At 61.5% G+C, this 19,698-nt stretch carries 15 protein-coding genes and 4 tRNA genes; 2 read left to right on the top strand and 17 right to left on the bottom strand.

Annotated elements, in window-relative coordinates; genetic code table 11:
* Positions 1–166: 166 nt before the first annotated feature.
* From H045_RS12120 to leuC, 7 genes are all read right to left on the bottom strand, one after another.
* Complete coding sequence (locus H045_RS12120; protein WP_015372498.1) at positions 167–2,752, bottom strand: FimV/HubP family polar landmark protein; 2,586 nt, start codon at positions 2,750–2,752, stop codon at positions 167–169.
* A gap of 161 nt (positions 2,753–2,913) precedes the next feature.
* A complete protein-coding gene (locus H045_RS12125) occupies positions 2,914–3,924 on the bottom strand; it encodes an aspartate-semialdehyde dehydrogenase (RefSeq protein ID WP_015372499.1) in 1,011 nt (336 codons plus the stop codon).
* Between the two features lie 240 nt (positions 3,925–4,164).
* Entirely contained in the window at positions 4,165–5,277 is a 1,113-nt protein-coding gene (gene asd / locus H045_RS12130) for an aspartate-semialdehyde dehydrogenase (RefSeq protein WP_003234328.1), read from the bottom strand.
* A gap of 64 nt (positions 5,278–5,341) precedes the next feature.
* Positions 5,342–6,424 (bottom strand): 3-isopropylmalate dehydrogenase, encoded by a 1,083-nt coding sequence (gene leuB / locus H045_RS12135; RefSeq protein ID WP_003234330.1) that lies wholly within the window; start codon positions 6,422–6,424, stop codon positions 5,342–5,344.
* Positions 6,425–6,476: 52 nt separating this feature from the next.
* Positions 6,477–7,241 (bottom strand): class I SAM-dependent methyltransferase, encoded by a 765-nt coding sequence (locus tag H045_RS12140; protein ID WP_003234331.1) that lies wholly within the window; start codon positions 7,239–7,241, stop codon positions 6,477–6,479.
* 129 nt (positions 7,242–7,370) lie between these two features.
* Positions 7,371–8,015, bottom strand: a complete 645-nt coding sequence (gene leuD, locus H045_RS12145; RefSeq protein WP_003234333.1) for a 3-isopropylmalate dehydratase small subunit — start codon at positions 8,013–8,015, stop codon at positions 7,371–7,373.
* 10 nt (positions 8,016–8,025) lie between these two features.
* Positions 8,026–9,444: a 3-isopropylmalate dehydratase large subunit gene (leuC, locus tag H045_RS12150; protein WP_003234335.1), complete on the bottom strand. Its 1,419-nt coding sequence runs from the start codon at positions 9,442–9,444 to the stop codon at positions 8,026–8,028.
* 140 nt (positions 9,445–9,584) lie between these two features.
* Here leuC and H045_RS12155 point away from each other — a divergent pair, with 140 nt between their 5' ends.
* The gene (locus tag H045_RS12155) at positions 9,585–10,475 is read left to right on the top strand and encodes a LysR family transcriptional regulator (RefSeq protein WP_003234337.1); all 891 of its coding nucleotides are present in this window, start codon (positions 9,585–9,587) and stop codon (positions 10,473–10,475) included.
* A 64-nt stretch (positions 10,476–10,539) separates the two neighbouring features.
* The gene (locus H045_RS12160) at positions 10,540–12,657 is read left to right on the top strand and encodes a putative bifunctional diguanylate cyclase/phosphodiesterase (protein ID WP_015372500.1); all 2,118 of its coding nucleotides are present in this window, start codon (positions 10,540–10,542) and stop codon (positions 12,655–12,657) included.
* 10 nt (positions 12,658–12,667) lie between these two features.
* Here H045_RS12160 and H045_RS12165 read toward each other — a convergent pair whose 3' ends face one another.
* The 10 genes from H045_RS12165 to gltX all read right to left on the bottom strand — a co-directional run bounded on the left by H045_RS12165 (position 12,668) and on the right by gltX (position 19,531).
* Positions 12,668–13,303, bottom strand: coding sequence for a hypothetical protein (locus H045_RS12165; RefSeq protein WP_236277888.1), 636 nt, complete (start codon positions 13,301–13,303; stop codon positions 12,668–12,670).
* A gap of 327 nt (positions 13,304–13,630) precedes the next feature.
* Positions 13,631–14,770 (bottom strand): COG1361 family protein, encoded by a 1,140-nt coding sequence (locus tag H045_RS12170; RefSeq protein WP_176717678.1) that lies wholly within the window; start codon positions 14,768–14,770, stop codon positions 13,631–13,633.
* A gap of 412 nt (positions 14,771–15,182) precedes the next feature.
* Positions 15,183–16,142, bottom strand: a complete 960-nt coding sequence (locus H045_RS12175) for a tRNA dihydrouridine synthase (protein WP_003234342.1) — start codon at positions 16,140–16,142, stop codon at positions 15,183–15,185.
* Positions 16,143–16,198: 56 nt separating this feature from the next.
* A complete protein-coding gene (locus H045_RS12180) occupies positions 16,199–16,633 on the bottom strand; it encodes an acyl-CoA thioesterase (RefSeq protein WP_015372503.1) in 435 nt (144 codons plus the stop codon).
* Positions 16,634–16,671: 38 nt separating this feature from the next.
* Positions 16,672–17,211 carry a TetR/AcrR family transcriptional regulator gene (locus H045_RS12185; protein WP_003234346.1) on the bottom strand — a complete coding sequence of 180 codons (540 nt, stop codon included), beginning with the start codon at positions 17,209–17,211 and terminating at the stop codon, positions 16,672–16,674.
* Positions 17,212–17,392: 181 nt separating this feature from the next.
* Positions 17,393–17,468 (bottom strand) — tRNA-Glu (locus tag H045_RS12190).
* A gap of 79 nt (positions 17,469–17,547) precedes the next feature.
* Positions 17,548–17,623 (bottom strand) — tRNA-Ala (locus H045_RS12195).
* Between the two features lie 49 nt (positions 17,624–17,672).
* Positions 17,673–17,748: transfer RNA gene (locus H045_RS12200), tRNA-Glu, on the bottom strand.
* A 78-nt stretch (positions 17,749–17,826) separates the two neighbouring features.
* A tRNA-Ala gene (locus H045_RS12205) sits at positions 17,827–17,902 on the bottom strand.
* A gap of 147 nt (positions 17,903–18,049) precedes the next feature.
* Complete coding sequence (gltX, locus tag H045_RS12210; protein ID WP_015372504.1) at positions 18,050–19,531, bottom strand: glutamate--tRNA ligase; 1,482 nt, start codon at positions 19,529–19,531, stop codon at positions 18,050–18,052.
* Positions 19,532–19,698: the final 167 nt, after the last annotated feature.

Raw genomic sequence — 19,698 nt, forward strand, 5'->3', positions numbered from 1 at the left:
GGCGGCCGCGTTATCTATGTTTGCCAAGAACTGAGAGCCTGATGAGTTGCGCAAAGGCGGGCATTATAAAGGCGACGAACAAAGCAGGGGCGCTTTTGTTCGGGGTTGACGCCAATCCAGACAGGGGAGGAGCTTGCCCCCTCCCACATGGGCGCCGTATCGAGCGTTAAATTCTGCCGAGCATTTCCTTGGCCTCACTGCGCTGTTCTTCGCTGCCCTCGGTCAGCACTTCGGACAGAATGTCACGTGCGCCATCGGCATCGCCCATATCGATGTAGGCCTGGGCCAGATCGAGTTTGGTGGAGACCTCATCGGTGCCCGATAGGAAGTCGAACTCCGGTTCGTCATCGCCCAGCGCCGCGTCTTCGGCGGTAAAGGTAGGCTCGATCGGCGGATGCTCCAGACTCTGGGACAGGCGATCGAGCTCGGCGTTGACATCGTCCAGCTCCGAGGCAAATGCATCAGGCTTGGCCGGCGTCGGGGCTTCAGGCTCATCGGCCAGGGACAGGTCGAAGTCTTCCGGCAGCTCAAAGTCATCCACGGCAGTGGGCTTGAGGGCCGGCGGCTCAACGGCCGACACATCGTTCACCTGGTCTTCAAGACCAGAGAGGAAGTCGTCATCGGCCTGCGAGGACGGCGGATCCAGGTGCAGATCGAAGTCCGAGGCTTCATTGGGCGCGGCCTTATCGCTGGTCTGTTGCTTGAGCAGCGATTCGAACGTCGGCTGATCGGCGGCAACGACCGCGGGCGAAGCGGCTTCCAACTCATCCAGGCTGAGGTCGAAATCGTCGGCCGACGCATCGGGCGCAGGCTTTTCCTCGAGCAGATCCTTGACGTATTGGGCATCGAGCGCCGCAGCTGCCACCGCAGCACTGACGCCCGCCGCCAGCACGGCCATGGCCGGGAAGCGTGACTTGAGTTGTTCGACCTGGGCGTGGTTTTCACCGGTGGCCACCAGTTGACGCTCCTGCGTCACGAACCCGTCCTTGTCGTTCTGCAGGCCGTAGACCTCCATCAGCTTCAGGCGCAGGTCGCTGCGCTTGGGATCGCGTTTGATCGCCTGCTCCAGCACATCGGCAGCCTGGTTCAAGTGACCACGATCGATGTGGGACTGGGCTTGCGCCAGGGCACCGCTGGCGTTAGTCGGGTTGACGGCGGCGGCCAACGGCGAAAGCACCGAAGCCACCGTTGGCACGACTACCGGCTCAACCACGGGCGCCGGAGCGGGGGCCAGCTTGACACTTGGCGGTGCGACTTCCAGGCCTTCGAAACTGTCCGAGGGCAGATCACGGTCGATGCTCGACGTGAACTCCGCTTCCTCGGCCAGCGCGCGGGCCATGCGCAGGTGCTTTTCTTCTTCAAGCCGGGCATTGCGATGGCGCGCCCACAGCAGCAGCAGCAACAGCACCAGCAAGCCGGCCGCACCGCCGATCACGCCAAGTACGATGGGATTGGTGAGCAGGTCGTTGAACTTGCCTTCGGTGCTGGCAGGTGTTGCAACCGGCGTGGCCACCTCTGGCGCAGGCGTTGCAGAGGCGGGTGCCGCTGGCGTCGCAGGGGGTTGGGTGGCAGGGGCTTGCGCCGCTGAATCCGCAGACGCTGAATCCACTGCAGCCGGGTCGGCAGCAGCAGCCGCAGGATCAGTCGCCAACTGGGCCGGCATCGCTGCCGTTGTAGTGGCCGGCTGGCCTTTTTCAGCCTGCAGCCTGGCCAGTTGATCATTCTTCAGCTGGATCAGCTTTTGCAGTTTGTCGAGCTGGCTTTGCAGGTCTGCCGCGCGGCTCTTGAGCTCTTCGTTGTCGCGACGGGTGGTGTCCAGTTGCTCTTGGGTCACCGCCAGTTTTTCACCCAGAGCCTGGCTCTCGCCGGCGTTGCCCTTGGCGCCCTTCCTGGCAGCTTCGGCGGAGACCAGACTCAAGGTGTCCTTGGCGTCGGTGGTCGCGGCGGCATTGCCCGCCTGGGTGCGGCGGGTGGCGTCCAGTTGCTGCCGGCCGGCCGGCTGATTGGTCGCACTGCGGCGGCCCTGGCGCCAGGCTTCGTTCTGCGCGCGCACCTCGGCAATCGCCTTGGGTTGCGGCAGCGCGGTACTTTGGGTGGCATCGGGCAGGCGCAGGACCTGGCCAGTCTTCAAACGGTTGATGTTGCCATCGGTGAACGCGTCAGGATTCAACGCCTGAATGGCCAGCATGGTCTGCTGCACCGAGCCACCATTGCGGTTCTTCTGTGCAATTTCCCACAGGGTGTCGCGGGATGTGGTGGTGTGCTGGGCCGATGAGCGTGCGGCAGCCGAGGCGCTGCCAGCGGGCGCCGACAGACGCGGTGCAGGCGCAGCGGCCGGCGTTGCCTGATCGAACTTGGCCGGGTCGAGCAACACACTGTAGTCACGCATCAGGCGACCATTGGGCCACTGCACCTGCAACAGGAAACGTACGTAGGAATCGGGTAATGGCTTGCTGGAAGTGACCCGCACCACACTGCGGCCATTGGGGTTGATCACCGGGGTGAACGTCAGATCATTGAGAAACGCCTGACGATCCACGCCCGCATCGACGAAGGCCTGGGAGGACGCCAGGCTTGGCGTGATCTCGGCAGCGGTGAGGCCACCCACATCGAGCAATTCGATGTCCACCGACAGCGGCTGGTTCAGCTTGGACTTGAGGGTCATCTCCCCCAGCTGCAGCGCTTGCGCCATACCGGAAGACAGCGCCGAGGCGGCCGCTATTGCTAACACCAGTTTGCGAACTTGAACCATAGCCTCATCCTTTGTCTGAACACTCCCCGGCTTGCGAGAAGGTTGGTAACCGCTGCCATTAGGCATGGCGAGCCGATAGGTTACCGACGCGCTTCTGTGCCGCTTCCGACCAAGCATAGCGCCTGGTTAGAATCAATCTACAAATTGCCGCCAAGTATCTTTTACACAAGGCGTTTTATCAACAACTGCGCCAACTGCACTGCATTCAGGGCTGCGCCCTTGCGTACGTTATCTGACGTCAGCCACAAGTTTAGTTCCGCAGGATCATCCAGGCCTGCACGAACCCGCCCTGCATACACCACGTCCTGGCCTACTGCATCGCCCACGGCGGTGGGGTAATCCCCCTCCTCCACAAGCTCGATACCCGGCGCGGCCTCAAGTGCGCGGTTGATGGCGATCAGGTCCACCGGCTCCGCCAGTTGCAACGACACCGTGAGGCTGTCGCCAAAGAACACCGGGGCTTGAACGCAGGCGGCGGACACTTTCAGCGCCGGAGTGTCCAGTACCGCGCGCAGCTCGTGTATCAGACGTTTCTCAAGGTCTGTATGACCTTTCGCATCTGGCTTACCGACTTGTGCCAACAGGTTGAAGGCCATTTGCCGATCAAAGAAAGCCGGCTCCAGCGGACGCACATTCAGCAATTCGGCGGTTTGCCGCGCGAGTTCGCTGACGGCTTCGCGGCCCAGGGCCGACACCGCCAGGTTGGCGGTGACGCTGACGCGCTGGATATCCACCAGACCACGCAACGGTGCCAGCACCACGGCGAGGTTGGTCGCCGATGGGCTGGGGCTGCTGACCTGAAACGGCTTTTTCAAGCCCTCCAGCACATGGGCATTGGCTTCCGGCACCACGGGCGGTGCCTGTTCGGCCGGCAACGCGCCGGACAAATCGATCACCGCACACCCGGCCGCAGTGGCGCGCGGGGCGAAACCCAGGGTCACGGCCGGCCCGGCCGCGAAGAAGGCCAACTGCGCCTTGCTGAAATCGAACTCATCGACTTCCCGCACCCGCACGTTCTTGCCACGAAACGGCACCGACGCACCGGCGGAATTGCTGCCCGCCAGCAGATACAAGGTGCCGACCGGGAATGCCAGCTCTTCGAGGATCTGCACCAGGGTCTCACCGACGGTGCCGGTGGCGCCGATCACGGCGATTTCAAAGGTCTGGGTCATGGAAGCTGCCTCGGGCATTGCGGGGGGAGCGGCACTTTACCGGGTGGTTGGGAGTGAGGCAATTGGGCTGGGTCTGGTGGTGAAGCTGATGGCGCTATCGCAGGCAAGCCAACTCCCCCCCTGTGAAGCTGCGAACACATTCCACTGTGGGAGCTGGCTTGCCTGCGATAGCGCCCGAAAGCCCAATAAAAAACCCCGCGCCTGTCACCAGAGCACGGGGTTTTCAACATCCGGCAGCAATCACCGCTCCAGCAAAATCCGCAACATCCGACGCAGCGGCTCCGCCGCGCCCCACAGCAACTGGTCGCCCACGGTGAACGCGCCAAGGAACTGGCTGCCCATGTTCAGCTTGCGCAGACGGCCTACCGGCACATTCAGGGTGCCGGTGACCTTGGTCGGGCTCAACTCCTGCATGCTGATATCGCGGTTGTTCGGCACCAGCTTGACCCACGGGTTGTGCTGGCTGATCAGCCCTTCGATATCGGCGATCGGCACGTCCTTGTTCAGCTTGATGGTCAGCGCCTGGCTGTGGCAGCGCATGGCGCCGATGCGCACGCAGATGCCATCCACCGGGATCGGGCTCTTGAAACGACCGAGGATCTTGTTGGTCTCGGCCTGGGCCTTCCACTCTTCGCGGCTCTGGCCGTTCGGCAGTTCCTTGTCGATCCACGGGATCAGGCTACCGGCCAATGGCACGCCGAAGTTCTCGGTCGGGTAGGCTTCACTGCGCATGGCGTCGGCCACACGGCGGTCGATATCGAGGATCGCGCTGGCAGGGTCGGCCAGTTGATCGGCGACAGCAGCATGGGTTGCGCCCATCTGCTTGATCAGCTCACGCATGTTCTGCGCGCCGGCGCCGGACGCCGCCTGATAGGTCATGGCGCTCATCCACTCGACCAGACCGGCTTCGAACAAGCCACCCAGGCCCATCAGCATCAGACTGACGGTGCAGTTGCCGCCGACGTAGTTTTTGGTGCCGGCATCCAGCTGCTGGTCGATGACCTTGCGGTTGACCGGGTCGAGGATGATCACGGCATCGTCCTGCATACGCAGGCTCGAGGCAGCGTCAATCCAGTAGCCCTGCCAGCCGGCTTCACGCAGCTTGGGGAAGACTTCGCTGGTGTAGTCGCCGCCCTGGCAGGTCAGGATCACGTCGAGGGTTTTCAGCTCTTCAATGCTATAGGCGTCCTTGAGTGGGGCAATATCCTTGCCCACGGACGGGCCTTGGCCACCCACATTCGAAGTGGTGAAAAACACCGGCTCGATAAGATCGAAATCCTGCTCTTCCAGCATCCGCTGCATGAGCACGGAACCGACCATACCGCGCCAACCGATCAGACCTACACGTTTCATCGCAACTACACCTTGTTCAAAAGTGGGCCGCATGGCAGCAACAACTGCAAGCGGGCCCGAGAGATTACAGATTCCGCAGCGCGGCGACTACAGCGTCGCCCATTTCTTGCGTCCCGACCCGGGTGCAACCCTGCGACCAGATGTCGCCGGTGCGCAACCCCTGGTCCAGCACCAGGCTCACGGCTTTCTCGATGGCATCTGCCGCGTCACCCAGGTTGAAGCTATAACGCAGCATCATCGACACCGACAAAATCGTCGCCAGCGGGTTGGCAATGCCCTGCCCCGCGATATCCGGCGCCGAACCGTGGCACGGCTCGTACATGCCTTTGTTATTGGTGTCCAGGGACGCCGACGGCAGCATGCCGATGGAGCCGGTGAGCATCGACGCCTGGTCGGACAGGATGTCGCCAAACAGGTTGTCGGTGACAATCACGTCAAACTGCTTGGGCGCGCGCACCAGTTGCATGGCGGCGTTGTCGACGTACATGTGGCTCAGTTCGACGTCCGGGTAATCCTTGGCCACCTCTTCGACGATTTCACGCCACAGCTGGCTGGAAGCCAGCACGTTGGCCTTGTCCACCGAGCAGACCTTCTTGCCACGCACACGGGCCATGTCGAAACCGACACGGGCGATGCGGCGGATTTCGCTCTCGCTGTACGGCAGGGTGTCGTAGGCCTGGCGCTCGCCGTTTTCCAGCTCGCGCACGCCCCGTGGTGAGCCGAAATAGATACCGCCGGTCAGCTCACGCACGATCAGGATGTCCAGGCCCGCCACCACTTCCGGCTTGAGGCTCGACGCGTCAGCCAGTTGCGGGTAGAGGATGGCCGGGCGCAGGTTGCCGAACAGGCCCAGTTGCGCGCGGATCTTCAGCAGGCCGCGCTCGGGGCGGATGTCGCGCTCGATCTTGTCCCACTTGGGCCCACCCACGGCGCCGAGCAGCACGGCATCGGCCGCGCGGGCGCGGTCCAGGGTTTCGTCAGCCAGGGGAACGCCGTGTTTGTCGATGGCTGCGCCGCCGATCACGTCGTGGCTCAGTTCGAAGCCCAGGCTGTACTTGCTGTTGGCCAACTCCAGCACCTTGACCGCTTCGGCCATGATTTCCGGACCAATACCGTCGCCAGGGAGAATCAGAATCTGCTTGCTCATGGGTTCCTCGTTTCATCAAGCGACCCGCCCGCAGGCAGGTCGGGAAAATGGATCAGCGTTCGGCCCACACCACCAGTACGTCGGTGCTGAAGGTGCCGTCGGCTTGAATCTCGTAGTAATCGCGCACTTCCTGGCCCATCGCATGTTGCAGCTCAAGAATTGCCGCGCGCAAGGCCGGCGGCGTGCGCATGCGCTCGACCCACGAGGTGTATTCCAGACGCAGGCGCTGGCGACTGCTGCTGCGCACGTGCAAACCCGCTTCGCTGAGCTGGCGCATCCACTCGGCCGCCGAGTAGTCACGCACATGACTGGTGTCGCGCAGCACTTCGACGGTTTGCAGGTAAGTGTCCAGCAACGGGCTGCCTGGCGACACCACATCGACAAACGCCGCCACCCCGCCCGGCTTGAGTACGCGGCGCACTTCGCGCAGGGCCAGACCGAGGTCGCTCCAGTGGTGCGCCGAATAGCGACTGAACACGAAGTCGAACTCGCCATCGGCGAACGGCAGGCGTTCGGCGGCGCCGTGGACGGTGCGGATGTTGGTGAGTCCACGATCCTTCGCGGCGGCGGCCACCACATCGAGCATCTGTTGGGACAGGTCACAGGCCACTACTTCTTTGACCAGCGGCGCCACGTGGAAGCTGACATGACCGGCACCGCAGCCCAAATCCAGCAGTCGTGCAGCGCCCTGCCCGGCCAGTTCGGCCTGGAGCAGCGCGAATTCGGTGCCTTGGGCGTGCACGGCACTGCTCAGGTAGGCTGAGGCTTGCTCGCCGAATTGTTTTTGCACGACTTGGGTGTGGGCGGTGTTGGTCATGGTGGCTTTCCTTGGGTTTTGGGGTGCTGGTACGGGCGCTATCGCAGGCAAGCCAGCTCCCACATTTGGAATGCATTCCAAGGTGGGAGTCGGGCTTGCCCGCGATGGGGCCCGCACGGTTACCGCAAATCAGGCATCGCGAAACAGCCAGGGCTGGCTCGCCCGGTGCTTGGCTTCAAACGCTGCAATCGCATCGCCGTCCTGCAAGGTCAGGCCTATATCGTCCAGGCCATTGATCAGGCAGTGCTTACGGAACGCATCCACCTCGAAGTGATACACCTTGCCGTCCGGGCGGGTCACGGTTTGCGCCGCCAGGTCAACGGTCAGTTGGTAGCCCACATCCGCTTCCACCTGCTTGAACAACTCATCCACTTCGGCATCGCTCAAGATGATCGGCAGCAAGCCGTTCTTGAAGCTGTTGTTGAAGAAGATGTCGGCGTAGCTCGGCGCGATGATGCTGCGAAAGCCATATTCTTCCAGGGCCCACGGCGCGTGTTCACGGCTGGAGCCGCAACCGAAGTTCTCACGGGCCAGCAATACGCTGGCGCCTTGGTAACGTTCGGCGTTGAGCACGAAGTCTTTGTTCAGCGGGCGCTTGGAGTTGTCCTGGTAGGCATAGCCCACGTCCAGGTAGCGCCACTCGTCGAACAGGTTAGGGCCAAAACCGGTGCGCTTGATCGACTTCAAAAACTGCTTGGGAATGATCTGGTCAGTGTCCACGTTGGCACGGTCCAACGGCGCGACCAGACCTGTGTGTTGGGTAAAAGCTCTCATCAGGAATTCCTCAGATCAATTCGCGAACGTCGATGAAACGACCGTTTACCGCCGCTGCAGCAGCCATGGCCGGGCTCACCAGATGGGTGCGGCCACCGGCGCCCTGACGCCCTTCGAAGTTACGGTTGGAGGTGGACGCGCAATGCTCGCCCGATTCCAAACGGTCCGGGTTCATCGCCAGGCACATCGAGCAGCCCGGCTCACGCCATTCAAAGCCGGCTTCGAGGAAGATCTTGTCCAAGCCTTCGGCTTCAGCCTGGGCTTTGACCAGGCCCGAGCCCGGCACCACGATCGCCTGCTTGATGGTCGAGGCCACCTTGCGGCCTTTGGCGATCACCGCCGCTGCGCGCAGGTCTTCGATGCGCGAATTGGTGCAAGAGCCGATAAACACGCGATCCAGCTGAATGTCAGTAATCGCCTGATTGGCTTTCAAGCCCATGTATTTCAAGGCGCGCTCGATGGAACCACGCTTGACCAGGTCGGCTTCTTTAGCCGGGTCCGGCACGTTCTGGTCAACCGCCAGGACCATTTCCGGCGAGGTGCCCCAGCTCACTTGCGGCTTGATCTGCGTGGCGTCCAGCTCGACCACCGTATCGAACACCGCGTCGGCGTCGGAGACCAGGTCTTTCCAGGCCTCGACCGCGGCATCCCAATCGGCGCCTTGAGGCGCGAACGGACGCCCCTTGACGTACTCGACGGTTTTCTCATCGGCCGCCACCATCCCCACGCGGGCACCGGCTTCGATGGACATGTTGCAGATGGTCATGCGGCCTTCGATGGACAGGTCGCGAATCGCGCTGCCAGCGAACTCGATGGCGTGGCCGTTACCGCCGGCGGTGCCGATCTTGCCGATCACGGCGAGCACGATGTCCTTGGCAGTCACGCCAAACGGCAACGTGCCTTCGACGCGCACCAGCATGTTCTTCATTTTTTTGGCGACCAGGCACTGGGTCGCGAACACGTGCTCCACCTCGGACGTGCCGATGCCGTGGGCCAGGGCACCAAACGCACCGTGGGTGGACGTGTGGGAGTCACCACAAACCACCGTCATGCCCGGCAAGGTGGCGCCCTGCTCCGGGCCGATCACATGGACGATGCCCTGGCGCACGTCATTCATCTTGAATTCGGTGATGCCATATTCGTCGCAATAGTCGTCAAGGGTCTGCACCTGCAGACGCGACACGGTGTCGGCAATGGCGTCGATGCCGCCCTTGCGTTCCGCAGTGGTCGGCACGTTGTGGTCGGGGGTGGCGATGATCGAGTCGACGCGCCAGGGCTTGCGCCCGGCCAGTCGCAGACCTTCGAACGCTTGGGGCGAGGTCACTTCATGGATGATGTGACGGTCGATGTAGATCAGCGACGATCCATCATCGCGACGTTTCACTTCATGGGAATCCCAAAGCTTGTCGTACAGCGTTTTGCCGGCCATCAGTCGGTCCTCATCAGCGGTGCTTCTATACGCCGGGCTTTTCAATAACCCTTTGGCTTGTGAGGCTGATGGTATGGCGCTACATTAAATAACTCAAATTCATAATTTTTATACTTTGGATTACCAGCTGGAATACCATCATGGACCTGGCCAACCTCAATGCCTTTATTGCCATCGCCGAGAGCGGCAGCTTCTCTGGCGCTGGTGAACGCCTGCACCTGACCCAACCGGCCATCAGCAAACGCATCGCCGGCCTGGAACAACAATTGAACGTAAGGCTGTTCGACCGCCTGGGCCGTGAAGTGGGCCTCACCGAGGCGGGCCGGGCCTTGCTGCCGCGCGCCTATCAGATCCTCAATGTGCTGGATGACACCCGCCGCGCCCTCACCAACCTCACCGGTGAAGTCAGCGGGCGCCTCACCCTTGCCACCAGTCACCACATCGGCCTGCATCGCCTGCCGCCCATCCTGCGCGCCTTTACCCGGGAATACCCCCACGTTGCGCTGGATATTCAGTTCCTCGATTCGGAAGTGGCCTACGAAGAAATTCTCCACGGCCGCGCCGAGGTGGCCGTGATCACTCTGGCGCCCTCGCCCCATCACCTGGTGCGCGCCACGCCGGTGTGGGATGACCTGCTGGACTTCGTGGTGGCGCCGGAGCACAGCCTGACCGGCAACGCCCGCGTGAGCCTGGCCGATATCGCGCGGCACCCGGCGGTTTTCCCCGGCGGCAACACCTTTACCCATCATATTGTCAGCAAGTTGTTCGGCGCTCAGGGCCTCACGCCCAACATCGCGATGAGTACCAATTACCTGGAAACCATCAAGATGATGGTCTCCATCGGCCTGGCCTGGAGCGTGCTGCCGCGCACCATGCTCGATGATCAGGTGACAAGCATCGCTTTGCCGGGCATACAGCTCAGTCGCCAGCTAGGCTATATCGTGCACACCGAAAGGACGCTGTCGAACGCTGCACGAGCTTTCATGAGCCTGCTGGATGCACAGGTCGATCTGCCGGGGCCACCGGCATGATGCCGTGCGGTCGTGGGCCTTGAAGAAACCGCGCTGTCCGCCCATCGAGCCAAGGCCCTTGATAATGCACAACCCTGTCGACCCGCAGCACAGCACTGCCGAGCAGGCGCTCAAGGACAGCCAGGAGCGCCTTGACCTTGCGCTGGAATCGGCGCAGTTGGGCACCTGGGACTGGCACATTCCTACCGGCATGCTCTACGGCTCGGCCCGCGCCGCTCAACTGCATGGCTTGCCCCCCGAGTCTTTCCACGAGCCTTTCGAGGCATTTTTCGAGGGCATGCCCGATTCCGATCGCGACAACATGCGCAGCGCCTACCGCACTCTGCGCAAAGGCCCGGCCGGCAACTACCAACTGATTTACCGCGTGCCCCTCGAAGACGGCAGCGCGCGGTACCTAGAAAGCCGTGCCCGGCTGTATCGCGACGAACACGGCGCCCCACTGCGCATGGCCGGCACTCTGCTGGACATCACCGACCAGGTCGAACGCGAACAACAGCTCACGGCCTCCGAAGAAAAATTCGCCAGCGTCTTCCATGCCAGCCCCAACGCGATTTCCATCACCGAACGCGACACGGGCCGGTATGTGGAAGTCAATGACGGCTTTTGCCGCTTGACCGGCTACCGCGCCGAAGAGGCCATCGGTCTCACGCTGTACCAGATCGGCATCTGGGCCGATGAAAACCAGCGCTCGGCGTTATTGGCGGAGCTCGCGATCAAGGCCCGCATTCCTCATCTGGAAATGCTCTGGCACAACCGGCGCGGCGAGGTGCTATCGGTGGAAGTCTCGGTGGAGCCGATCACCCTTAATCAAACCCCCTGCCTGCTGTTGACTGCGCGGGACGTTAGCCTGCTGAAGAACGCCCAGGCTCAGGTCCGCCACCTGGCCTATCACGACCCGCTCACCAACCTGCCCAACCGCGCACTGCTGATGGACCGCCTGAGCCAGCAGATTGCCCTGCTCAAGCGCCATAATCTGCGCGGCGCCCTGCTGTTTCTTGACCTCGACCATTTCAAGCACATCAACGATTCCCTCGGGCATCCGGTGGGCGACACCGTGCTGAAAATGATCACCGCGCGCCTGGAAGCCAGCGTGCGCATGGAGGATACCGTCGCGCGCCTGGGTGGCGACGAATTCGTGGTGTTGCTCAGCGGCCTTGAAGGTTCGCGCACGCAGGTCAGCCGGCAGGTACAGGACCTTGCCGAGACGTTGCGCCGGTTGCTCTCGGAGCCGATGTTCCTTGACGGTCATCGCCTGCAGGTCACACCGAGCATTGGTGTGGCGTTGATCCCCGACCATGGCTCGACCCCGACCGACCTGCTCAAGCGCGCCGACATTGCGCTGTACCGTGCCAAGGACTCGGGGCGCAACACCACGCAGATGTTTCACAACAGCATGCAGAAAGCCGCCAGCGAACGCCTGCGCATGGAAACCGACCTGCGCCTGGCGCTCGCGCGCGGCGAGTTCAGCATGCATTACCAGCCCCAGGTGGATGCACGCGGCAACCGCATCGTCGGTGCCGAGGCGCTGGTGCGCTGGCAGCACCCGCAACTGGGCGCGCAGTCGCCGGCTGAATTTATCAAGGTGCTGGAGGACAGTGGCCTGATCCTCGAGGTGGGCACCTGGATTCTCGATGAGGCCTGCGCAGGTGTTGCGCAACTGATCGCCGACGGCCTGGTGGACCCGCTGAATTTCAGCCTGTGCGTGAACATCAGCCCACGGCAGTTCCGCCAGAACGACTTTGTGGAACGGGTGGAGCACAGCCTCAAGCACTACGAATTGCCGTTCAGCCTGCTGAAGCTGGAAATCACCGAAGGCATCGTGATCCAGAACCTGGATGACACGGTGCTGAAAATGCGCCGCCTGAAAAAGCTCGGCGTGAGCTTTGCCATGGATGACTTCGGCACCGGCTATTCGTCGCTGACCTACCTCAAGCGCCTGCCGGTGGATGCGCTGAAAATCGACCAATCGTTCGTGCGCGATGCGACCCACGACCCCAACGACGCCGAAATCATCCGGGCGATCGTGGCGATGGCGCGCAGCCTGAACCTGGAGGTGATCGCCGAGGGCGTGGAAACCCTGGCACAGCTGGCGTTCCTGCAAGGGCTGGGCTGCCACCTGTATCAGGGTTACCTGCACAGCCGACCGTTGCCCATCGAGCGGTTCAGGACACTGCTGATGTAGCGCACGGCTCTCACACCAGAGCGACCGCTTCGCCAGCCCTTGGCGCACCGCCCTTGCGGCCCCACAGCTCTTCATGCCCCCCAATCACTGCAACCGAATGCTTGTCGGTGTTGATCATGCCCAACTGACCGCCGGCCAACGCCTGCACTGAGGTTTTTCTCACATGGCGGCCCAACCCCAGGCGCTGGAGCGCCTCGCCGGTTTCCTGCTCGTCTTCACCGTCGTTGAGGCTGTCGATGGCCGCGCTGAAGCTGGCGCCCGCCGTGCCGTCGTTGTTTTGCTCCTGCGCACGCTTGGCGCTGACGGCAAACAGGAAGTTGGCATCCTTGAGCATCCCGGCATCCGCGCCCTTGAAGCGCGCACCACGAGCCGCCTGCGACACCTCCTGATCAGACACACTGAGCACATGACCGTCCCGCAGCGTGACGTCATAGCCGCGCGCCGTTCTCTGAACCCTGGCGAAAACATTTTTGGGACTCTGGCCGAACCGCGCCATGGCAATCTTGATCGCTGCCACCGTGACGCAGTTGCCTTGATCGCTCTGATGAAAACCGCGCCAGATATCAGCGGGTTTTTCCCCTGGCGCTTTTGTGGACATCCGCGCGGGTTGTGCCATGCCTGGGCTGATACCCAGCCATGGGTTCACTATCGTCCTGAAGAGGCTCCCCAGCCGTACGCCGCTGCTGGCAAGCTGGCGACACTCGCGATTGCGTTGTGCAAACGTCCAGGAAGGTGCGGGATAAACGTGACACTGATGCATGGGCTCAGGCGCCCGGCGGACAGCGCTGCACGCCTGCGCAAGCGCCCGGTCATACTCGTGCCTGAAACCTGCCGCGTGGGTATTGAAGATTGAATACATGAACCCTGCCTTGAACGCGTCTCCCCAACTGCATGGGCAGCCGGGGAGTCTTGGTCAGCGAATTAGCGAGTGAAGATGGCTACGAGGCCGTATCGACATAGCCTGCCGAAGATTTCAGCGCAAACTTCCATAGATTGGATGCCCAGCGCCCGGAGCAGGCGACCTGATGCCTGGGCGAACCTTGACCTCGCTGTCAGCCTCGGCGATGGTCTCCCGCTCAGCGTCCTTCTGCGTGGTCGTCGCATGTTCATGCTCATGTTTCGCTTCCGTTGCGGCCGCCGTGTGCCCCCCTGCGTCCAGCACGGTATCAACTTTCTCTTCTGCGTCCGCCTTCACCTCGGCCTCGGTTTTAAGCGCGTCCGGCGTCGCTGCAAGGGTTTTCGCCTCAGCGCGCAGCTGGCTGGCAGTCGTGGTACCGGTGATCGCGGCTGCGTCGTTGCGCTCATCGAGCTTTGGCTCGTCGATAATCAATCGTGGCTTGATCGATGAGACCGTACTCGACCCATCATTGGAGATAACGTTTACATGGACGCCGGCAGCCAGGCTGATCCTGTACTGCTTGCCGCTCTCGGGCGTCAGGTTCACCTGGGTGCTGCCATCCGGCATGACCGTCACCTGTGCATCGCCGTCGGCGGAGAGCTTCAGCGACTCGTCTTTTACAGCGCCTGGCGCTACGGATGCAGGGCTGTCAGTGCGTGCATTGATCTGTATGCCTGGCTCGGCGCCGAGCTTGGTTTTTGCCATTGGTTCCTGGTGCACAGGCGGCGTCTGGCTGTCCGCGCCTTTCACGCCGATCTGTAAACCGCCATCAGCGGCAAGCTTCGCCTGAGCATCTTTTTCACCGCTCGCAGGCTTGGGCTGGGTGCCAGCGTCTTTAATGCCCACTTGCACATTACCTTCAGCGCCAGCGTTGATCTGGACATTCGGTTTCACCAACGTTATCGGCGAACTCTGCACATCAACCGGCAACTTGGAACTGCTGCCCCAACTCGATAGAAAGTTGCGCATTGCTTTCAAGACCATCTCGAACATTTCCAACATTTTGTCCAAAGCATCGGCGCTGACGGTCACTTGCTTCCCGCCGCCCTCGGCATTATCGAGATGCGGCGCAATGTTGTTTTTTGGAATAAACCCGAGGTTATTGACTGGCTTTTCCGGCGTTTGCAAACTCTGCGTTGCAGCCTCGTTGGCCGTATTAAGATCCGACTTGAAACCCGCAACATTATTCATCGATATAGTGGACATTTGTTTCATCTCATTCTTGAAGTGACGCTGCCCGGCAATAACCCGTTAAACATGGCAGCGATAGAGTTGGGCTGGAAGTCATTCATCGCTTCGCAGTCCCTACTTTCGTGGATCGCGGCGCTATCGAGTTCCAGCATTCCGCGATCACATAAGGAAAACAAAATCACCAATCAGATTTTGCCGCGCCCTGCCCCCAGTAAAACCAACGCCTCAACCCTGAAAACAACGCTCATACAGATATATAAAGTAATAAGCAGGCGCAACTTAAAACCCATGAAATAATTAAACCCTGCCAGGCGTCTGCGCCACGTGCTAGTTCGCGCGCGCGGATAAAAACTCACAACACTGTTTTAGACGCGTCAAAAAAAGGAGCGCCAATGGCGCCCCTGATTGAGTGTTTTAAAACGTTATAAATATAAACTTAATTTTTCAGCGCACGCGGCATTCCGATCAACTCGGCCACCTTGTCCAATGCGGTCTCGCGGCGCAGCGCGTGGAACAACTCCACCGCCTGCGGATAATTGCGTGTGAGCATCGCCAGCCATTGCTTCAAGCGACCGGGCGCCTGCTTTTCCGTCAACTGCGCCACCGACTGACGCCAGAATTCATGGAGCATCGGCTGCATCTGCGCCCAGGTCATCTCCACCACGTCCTCACCGGCACGCGCGGCCGCAATCTGCCGCGCCAGGTCGGGGCGCGCAACCAGGCCACGGCCAAGCATGATGTGTTCGGCGCCACTGATTTCGCGACAGCGCCTCCAGTCTTCGACACTCCAGATATCGCCATTGGCAAACACCGGCACCTTGACCACGTCCTGCACTCGCGGAATCCATTCCCAATGGGCCGGCGGCTTGTAGCCATCGGTCTTGGTGCGCGCATGCACCACGATATGCTCCGCCCCACCCTCGGCCAGCGCCGTGGCACACACCAGCGCGCCGTCCGGACTGTCGAAGCCCAGGCGCATCTTGGCGGTCACCGGGATGTGCGCCGGGACGGCGCGGCGTACGTGCTCGACAATCCGGTTGAGCAGTTCCGGTTCCTTGAGCAGCACCGCGCCGCCGCGTGATTTATTGACCGTCTTGGCCGGGCAGCCGAAGTTCAGGTCGATCACCTGCGAGCCCAGCTCACAGGCAAGAACAGCGTTTTCGGCCAGGCAAACAGGGTCCGAACCGAGCAACTGCACACGCAGCGGCACGCCCGCCGCCGTGTGGGCGCCGTGCAGCAGTTCCGGGGCAAGTTTGTGGAAATAGGCCGGGGTGAGCAGACGGTCGTTGACGCGAATGAACTCGGTCACGCACCAGTCAATCCCGCCGACGCGGGTCAGCACGTCACGCAGGATGTTGTCGACCAACCCCTCCATGGGCGCCAGAGCAATTTGCATGGAAAAACACTCAACAAAAATCGTGGCGCAGTTTACTGGGTTTCCTGCGGGAAACGTTAACCCCCGGTCAGGGCGGGGCCGTAACCGTCGAGAAACTCACTGGGCATGCGCTTGGGCTTGCCGCTGGACAGCTCGATACACACAAAGGTGGTGCGCGCGCGTAGCAGGGTGACCCCGTCACGCGGTCGCATCAGTTGGAAGCGGCGGGTCATCTTCAGGCGCTGGTCCCAGTCGACGATCCAGGTGGCCAGTTGCAGTTCGTCGCCTTCGTAGCCGGCCGCCAGGTAGTCGATCTCATGGCGCACCACGGCCATGGCGCGGTCCAGCCGGCGATATTCGGTGAGGTCAAGCCCCAGGCGCTGAGAGTGCCGCCAGGCGCAGCGTTCCAACCAGGAAACATAAACCGCGTTATTGGCGTGCCCCAGGCCGTCAATGTCCTCGGGGCCGACCTGCAGATCGATGGAAAACGGTGCTGCCAGATCCCAGCCCATACCTTGCTCCTGTCGGTTGATGTCGGCGGGGCAGTGTATCAACGCACCGCCGACTTCGCTGCGCGCAACACGCGGTCCGACAATTCGCCAGGCCCGAGGGCGCGCGCCAGCGCCAGGCCGCCGATCATCAGGGCCATGCCCGCCAAGGCCTTGTCGGTGTCTTCGGGGCTGGCGGCGAGTTGGGCGGCCATCAACTCCGTGTGTTCGTTGAGCGCCTGGCGGAACTCATCCGGCAGTCGGCCCATTTCGCCCAAGGTGGCCGGCAGCGGGCAGGCCTGCGTGGTGGCGTCACGATGCTTGCGCGACAGGTAGAACGCGGCCGCCAGGCTGCGACGCTCCTCGCCGGTGAGTTGGCCATCGATGTCCTCGATCGCCGCGCGACGCGTGGCCAGCAACTGGGTGAAGGCCTCAAGCATCAGCGCGTCCTTGCTTTCAAAGTGCGCGTAAAAACCACCGACGGTCAGCCCCGCCGCGCCCATGACTTCGCCCACGCTCGGCTCGGCCGGACCGCGTTGGATCAACGCGGCGCTGGCGGCTTGCAGAATGCGTTCGCGGGTTTGCGCTTTTTTATCGCTCATCAAAAGGCTCCGTCGTTCATGGGCCGGATATTATTATCATGATAATACTTGGCAGGCGAGCGGCGCGGCGATGGGTCGGAACGGGAGAAGGGATCAACGGCGGGTTGGCCAAACGCCAGACAAACAAAAGGGCCATTCAATAATTGAATGACCCTTAAAAATCCCGCAGAGCGGGTAATCGTGGCGTCCCCTAGGGGACTCGAACCCCTGTTACCGCCGTGAAAGGGCGGTGTCCTAGGCCACTAGACGAAGGGGACACAAACCTTCTGTACAACTGACCAGCGCTGAGTGCTGATCGATTCAAGGACGGTGTGGCCAGACCTTGAACCTGTAGATTGGTGGAGCTAAACGGGATCGAACCGTTGACCTCTTGCATGCCATGCAAGCGCTCTCCCAGCTGAGCTATAGCCCCGATTTTTCGCCTGGCGGCGCAGCAGACCTTTCGAGCTGCTTGTTGAAACTGGCGTCCCCTAGGGGACTCGAACCCCTGTTACCGCCGTGAAAGGGCGGTGTCCTAGGCCACTAGACGAAGGGGACAAAACCTTCTATACAACGGATCAGCGCTGAGTGCTGATCGATTCAAGGACGGTGTGGCCAGACCTTGAACCTGCAAATTGGTGGAGCTAAACGGGATCGAACCGTTGACCTCTTGCATGCCATGCAAGCGCTCTCCCAGCTGAGCTATAGCCCCTCATCGGTGAGGACGGGGCGAATCTTAATGGCGGTTTGGAAGTGTGTCAAATTTATTTTCAACAATTTCCAAAGTTTTTTGCCGGGATAACAATCACTTACCAACGAAACCCCGGAAAGCCGGGGTTTCGTCGCTGCCACAGAGGACTTAGCCGATAGCGCCCAGCAGCTTTTCCCATTCCTTGTTTTCTTTCTTGGAAACACCGCCCAGCAAATCAAGGGCTTGGCGTAGACGGAAGCGCGTGAGGTCCGGCCCCAGAATTTCCATTGCATCGAGCACCGACACTGAACTGGCCTGCCCGGTGATCGCAGCGAACATCAAAGGCATGGCATCGCGCAGCTTCAATTCCAGAGACTCGACCACCGCCTGAATCGTCGCAGTGATCGCATCCTTTTCCCACTGGCGCAGGCTTTCGAGCTTCCACAGAATCAGCTGCATCAACTGGCGCACCTGGTCGCCCGACAGCTTCTTGGACTCGAACAGCTTCGCGTCCGGGTTCACGCCACCGGCAAAGAAGAAGCTGGCCAACGGCGCGACCTGGCTGAACGTCTCCACCCTGCCCTGCACCAGCGGCGCGATCTTCATCATGTACTCAGGGTTCAACGCCCACTGCTGCACGCGGCTGGCGAACTCTTCTACCGGCAAGTCACGCAGCCACTGGCCGTTGAGCCACGACAGTTTTTCGATATCGAAGATCGGCCCGCCCAGCGACACGCGGGACAGGTCGAAGTTATCGACCATTTCCTGCAACGAGAACTTCTCGCGCTCGTCGGGCATCGACCAACCCATGCGGCCCAGGTAGTTGAGCATCGCTTCGGGCATGAAACCCATGCGCTCGTAGAACGTCACCGAGGTCGGGTTCTTGCGCTTGGACAGCTTGCTCTTGTCCGGATTACGCAGCAGCGGCATGTAGCACAGCTGCGGCTGTTCCCAGCCAAAGTACTCATAGAGCAGGATCAGTTTCGGTGCCGACGGCAGCCACTCTTCGCCGCGCAGCACGTGGGTGATACCCATCAGGTGATCGTCGACCACGTTGGCCAGGAAGTACGTCGGCAGACCGTCGGTCTTCATCAGCACCTGCATGTCCATGCGGTCCCACGGGATCTCGACGTCACCGCGCAGCATGTCCGGCACCACGCAAACGCCTTCGCTCGGCACCTTCATGCGGATCACATGGGGCTCGCCGGCCGTCAGGCGGCGGGCCACTTCTTCTTTCGACAGCAACAGCGCGCGGCCGTCGTAGCGCGGGGTTTCGCCACGGGCCTGTTGCTCGGCGCGCATCTGGTCCAACTCTTCAGCGGTGCAGAAGCATGGGAACGCATGGCCCATGTCGACCAGCTGCTGAGTGTATTGCTTGTAAATATCGCTACGCTCGCTCTGGCGATACGGGCCGTGCGGCCCCCCAACGTCCGGACCTTCGGCCCAGGTGATGCCGAGCCAGCGCAGGGCATCGAAAATCTGCTGTTCCGACTCGCGGGTGGAGCGCAACTGGTCAGTGTCTTCGATCCGCAGGATGAATTCACCGCCGTGCTGCTTGGCAAAGCAGTAGTTGAACAAGGCGATGTAAGCAGTGCCGACGTGAGGATCGCCGGTAGGCGATGGCGCGATGCGCGTGCGGACGGTGGTCATGGCAGGTCTCGAATGGGCGATATAACTGAAAATTGAAACAAGGGGCGAATGGTAACAGCCTGGGTGATATCTGGAAAACCGAGGCGCGGCTATCGGGGGCAAGCCCCCTCCCACATTTGACCGTGTTCACACATCAAGGTGGGAGGGGGCTTGCCCCCGATGAGGCC

This window comes from Pseudomonas poae RE*1-1-14 (assembly GCF_000336465.1).
Classification (GTDB): domain Bacteria; phylum Pseudomonadota; class Gammaproteobacteria; order Pseudomonadales; family Pseudomonadaceae; genus Aquipseudomonas; species Aquipseudomonas poae.

Excerpts from the sequence above, each read along its gene's own strand:
- H045_RS12120 (WP_015372498.1), bottom strand. The coding sequence starts at position 2,752 with ATGGTTCAAGTTCGCAAACTGGTGTTAGCAATAGCGGCCGCCTCGGCG.
- H045_RS12125 (WP_015372499.1), bottom strand. The coding sequence starts at position 3,924 with ATGACCCAGACCTTTGAAATCGCCGTGATCGGCGCCACCGGCACCGTC.
- asd (WP_003234328.1), bottom strand. The coding sequence starts at position 5,277 with ATGAAACGTGTAGGTCTGATCGGTTGGCGCGGTATGGTCGGTTCCGTG.
- leuB (WP_003234330.1), bottom strand. The coding sequence starts at position 6,424 with ATGAGCAAGCAGATTCTGATTCTCCCTGGCGACGGTATTGGTCCGGAA.
- H045_RS12140 (WP_003234331.1), bottom strand. The coding sequence starts at position 7,241 with ATGACCAACACCGCCCACACCCAAGTCGTGCAAAAACAATTCGGCGAG.
- leuD (WP_003234333.1), bottom strand. The coding sequence starts at position 8,015 with ATGAGAGCTTTTACCCAACACACAGGTCTGGTCGCGCCGTTGGACCGT.
- leuC (WP_003234335.1), bottom strand. The coding sequence starts at position 9,444 with ATGGCCGGCAAAACGCTGTACGACAAGCTTTGGGATTCCCATGAAGTG.
- H045_RS12155 (WP_003234337.1), top strand. The coding sequence starts at position 9,585 with ATGGACCTGGCCAACCTCAATGCCTTTATTGCCATCGCCGAGAGCGGC.
- H045_RS12160 (WP_015372500.1), top strand. The coding sequence starts at position 10,540 with ATGCACAACCCTGTCGACCCGCAGCACAGCACTGCCGAGCAGGCGCTC.
- H045_RS12170 (WP_176717678.1), bottom strand. The coding sequence starts at position 14,770 with ATGAAACAAATGTCCACTATATCGATGAATAATGTTGCGGGTTTCAAG.
- H045_RS12175 (WP_003234342.1), bottom strand. The coding sequence starts at position 16,142 with ATGCAAATTGCTCTGGCGCCCATGGAGGGGTTGGTCGACAACATCCTG.
- H045_RS12180 (WP_015372503.1), bottom strand. The coding sequence starts at position 16,633 with ATGGGCTGGGATCTGGCAGCACCGTTTTCCATCGATCTGCAGGTCGGC.
- H045_RS12185 (WP_003234346.1), bottom strand. The coding sequence starts at position 17,211 with ATGAGCGATAAAAAAGCGCAAACCCGCGAACGCATTCTGCAAGCCGCC.
- gltX (WP_015372504.1), bottom strand. The coding sequence starts at position 19,531 with ATGACCACCGTCCGCACGCGCATCGCGCCATCGCCTACCGGCGATCCT.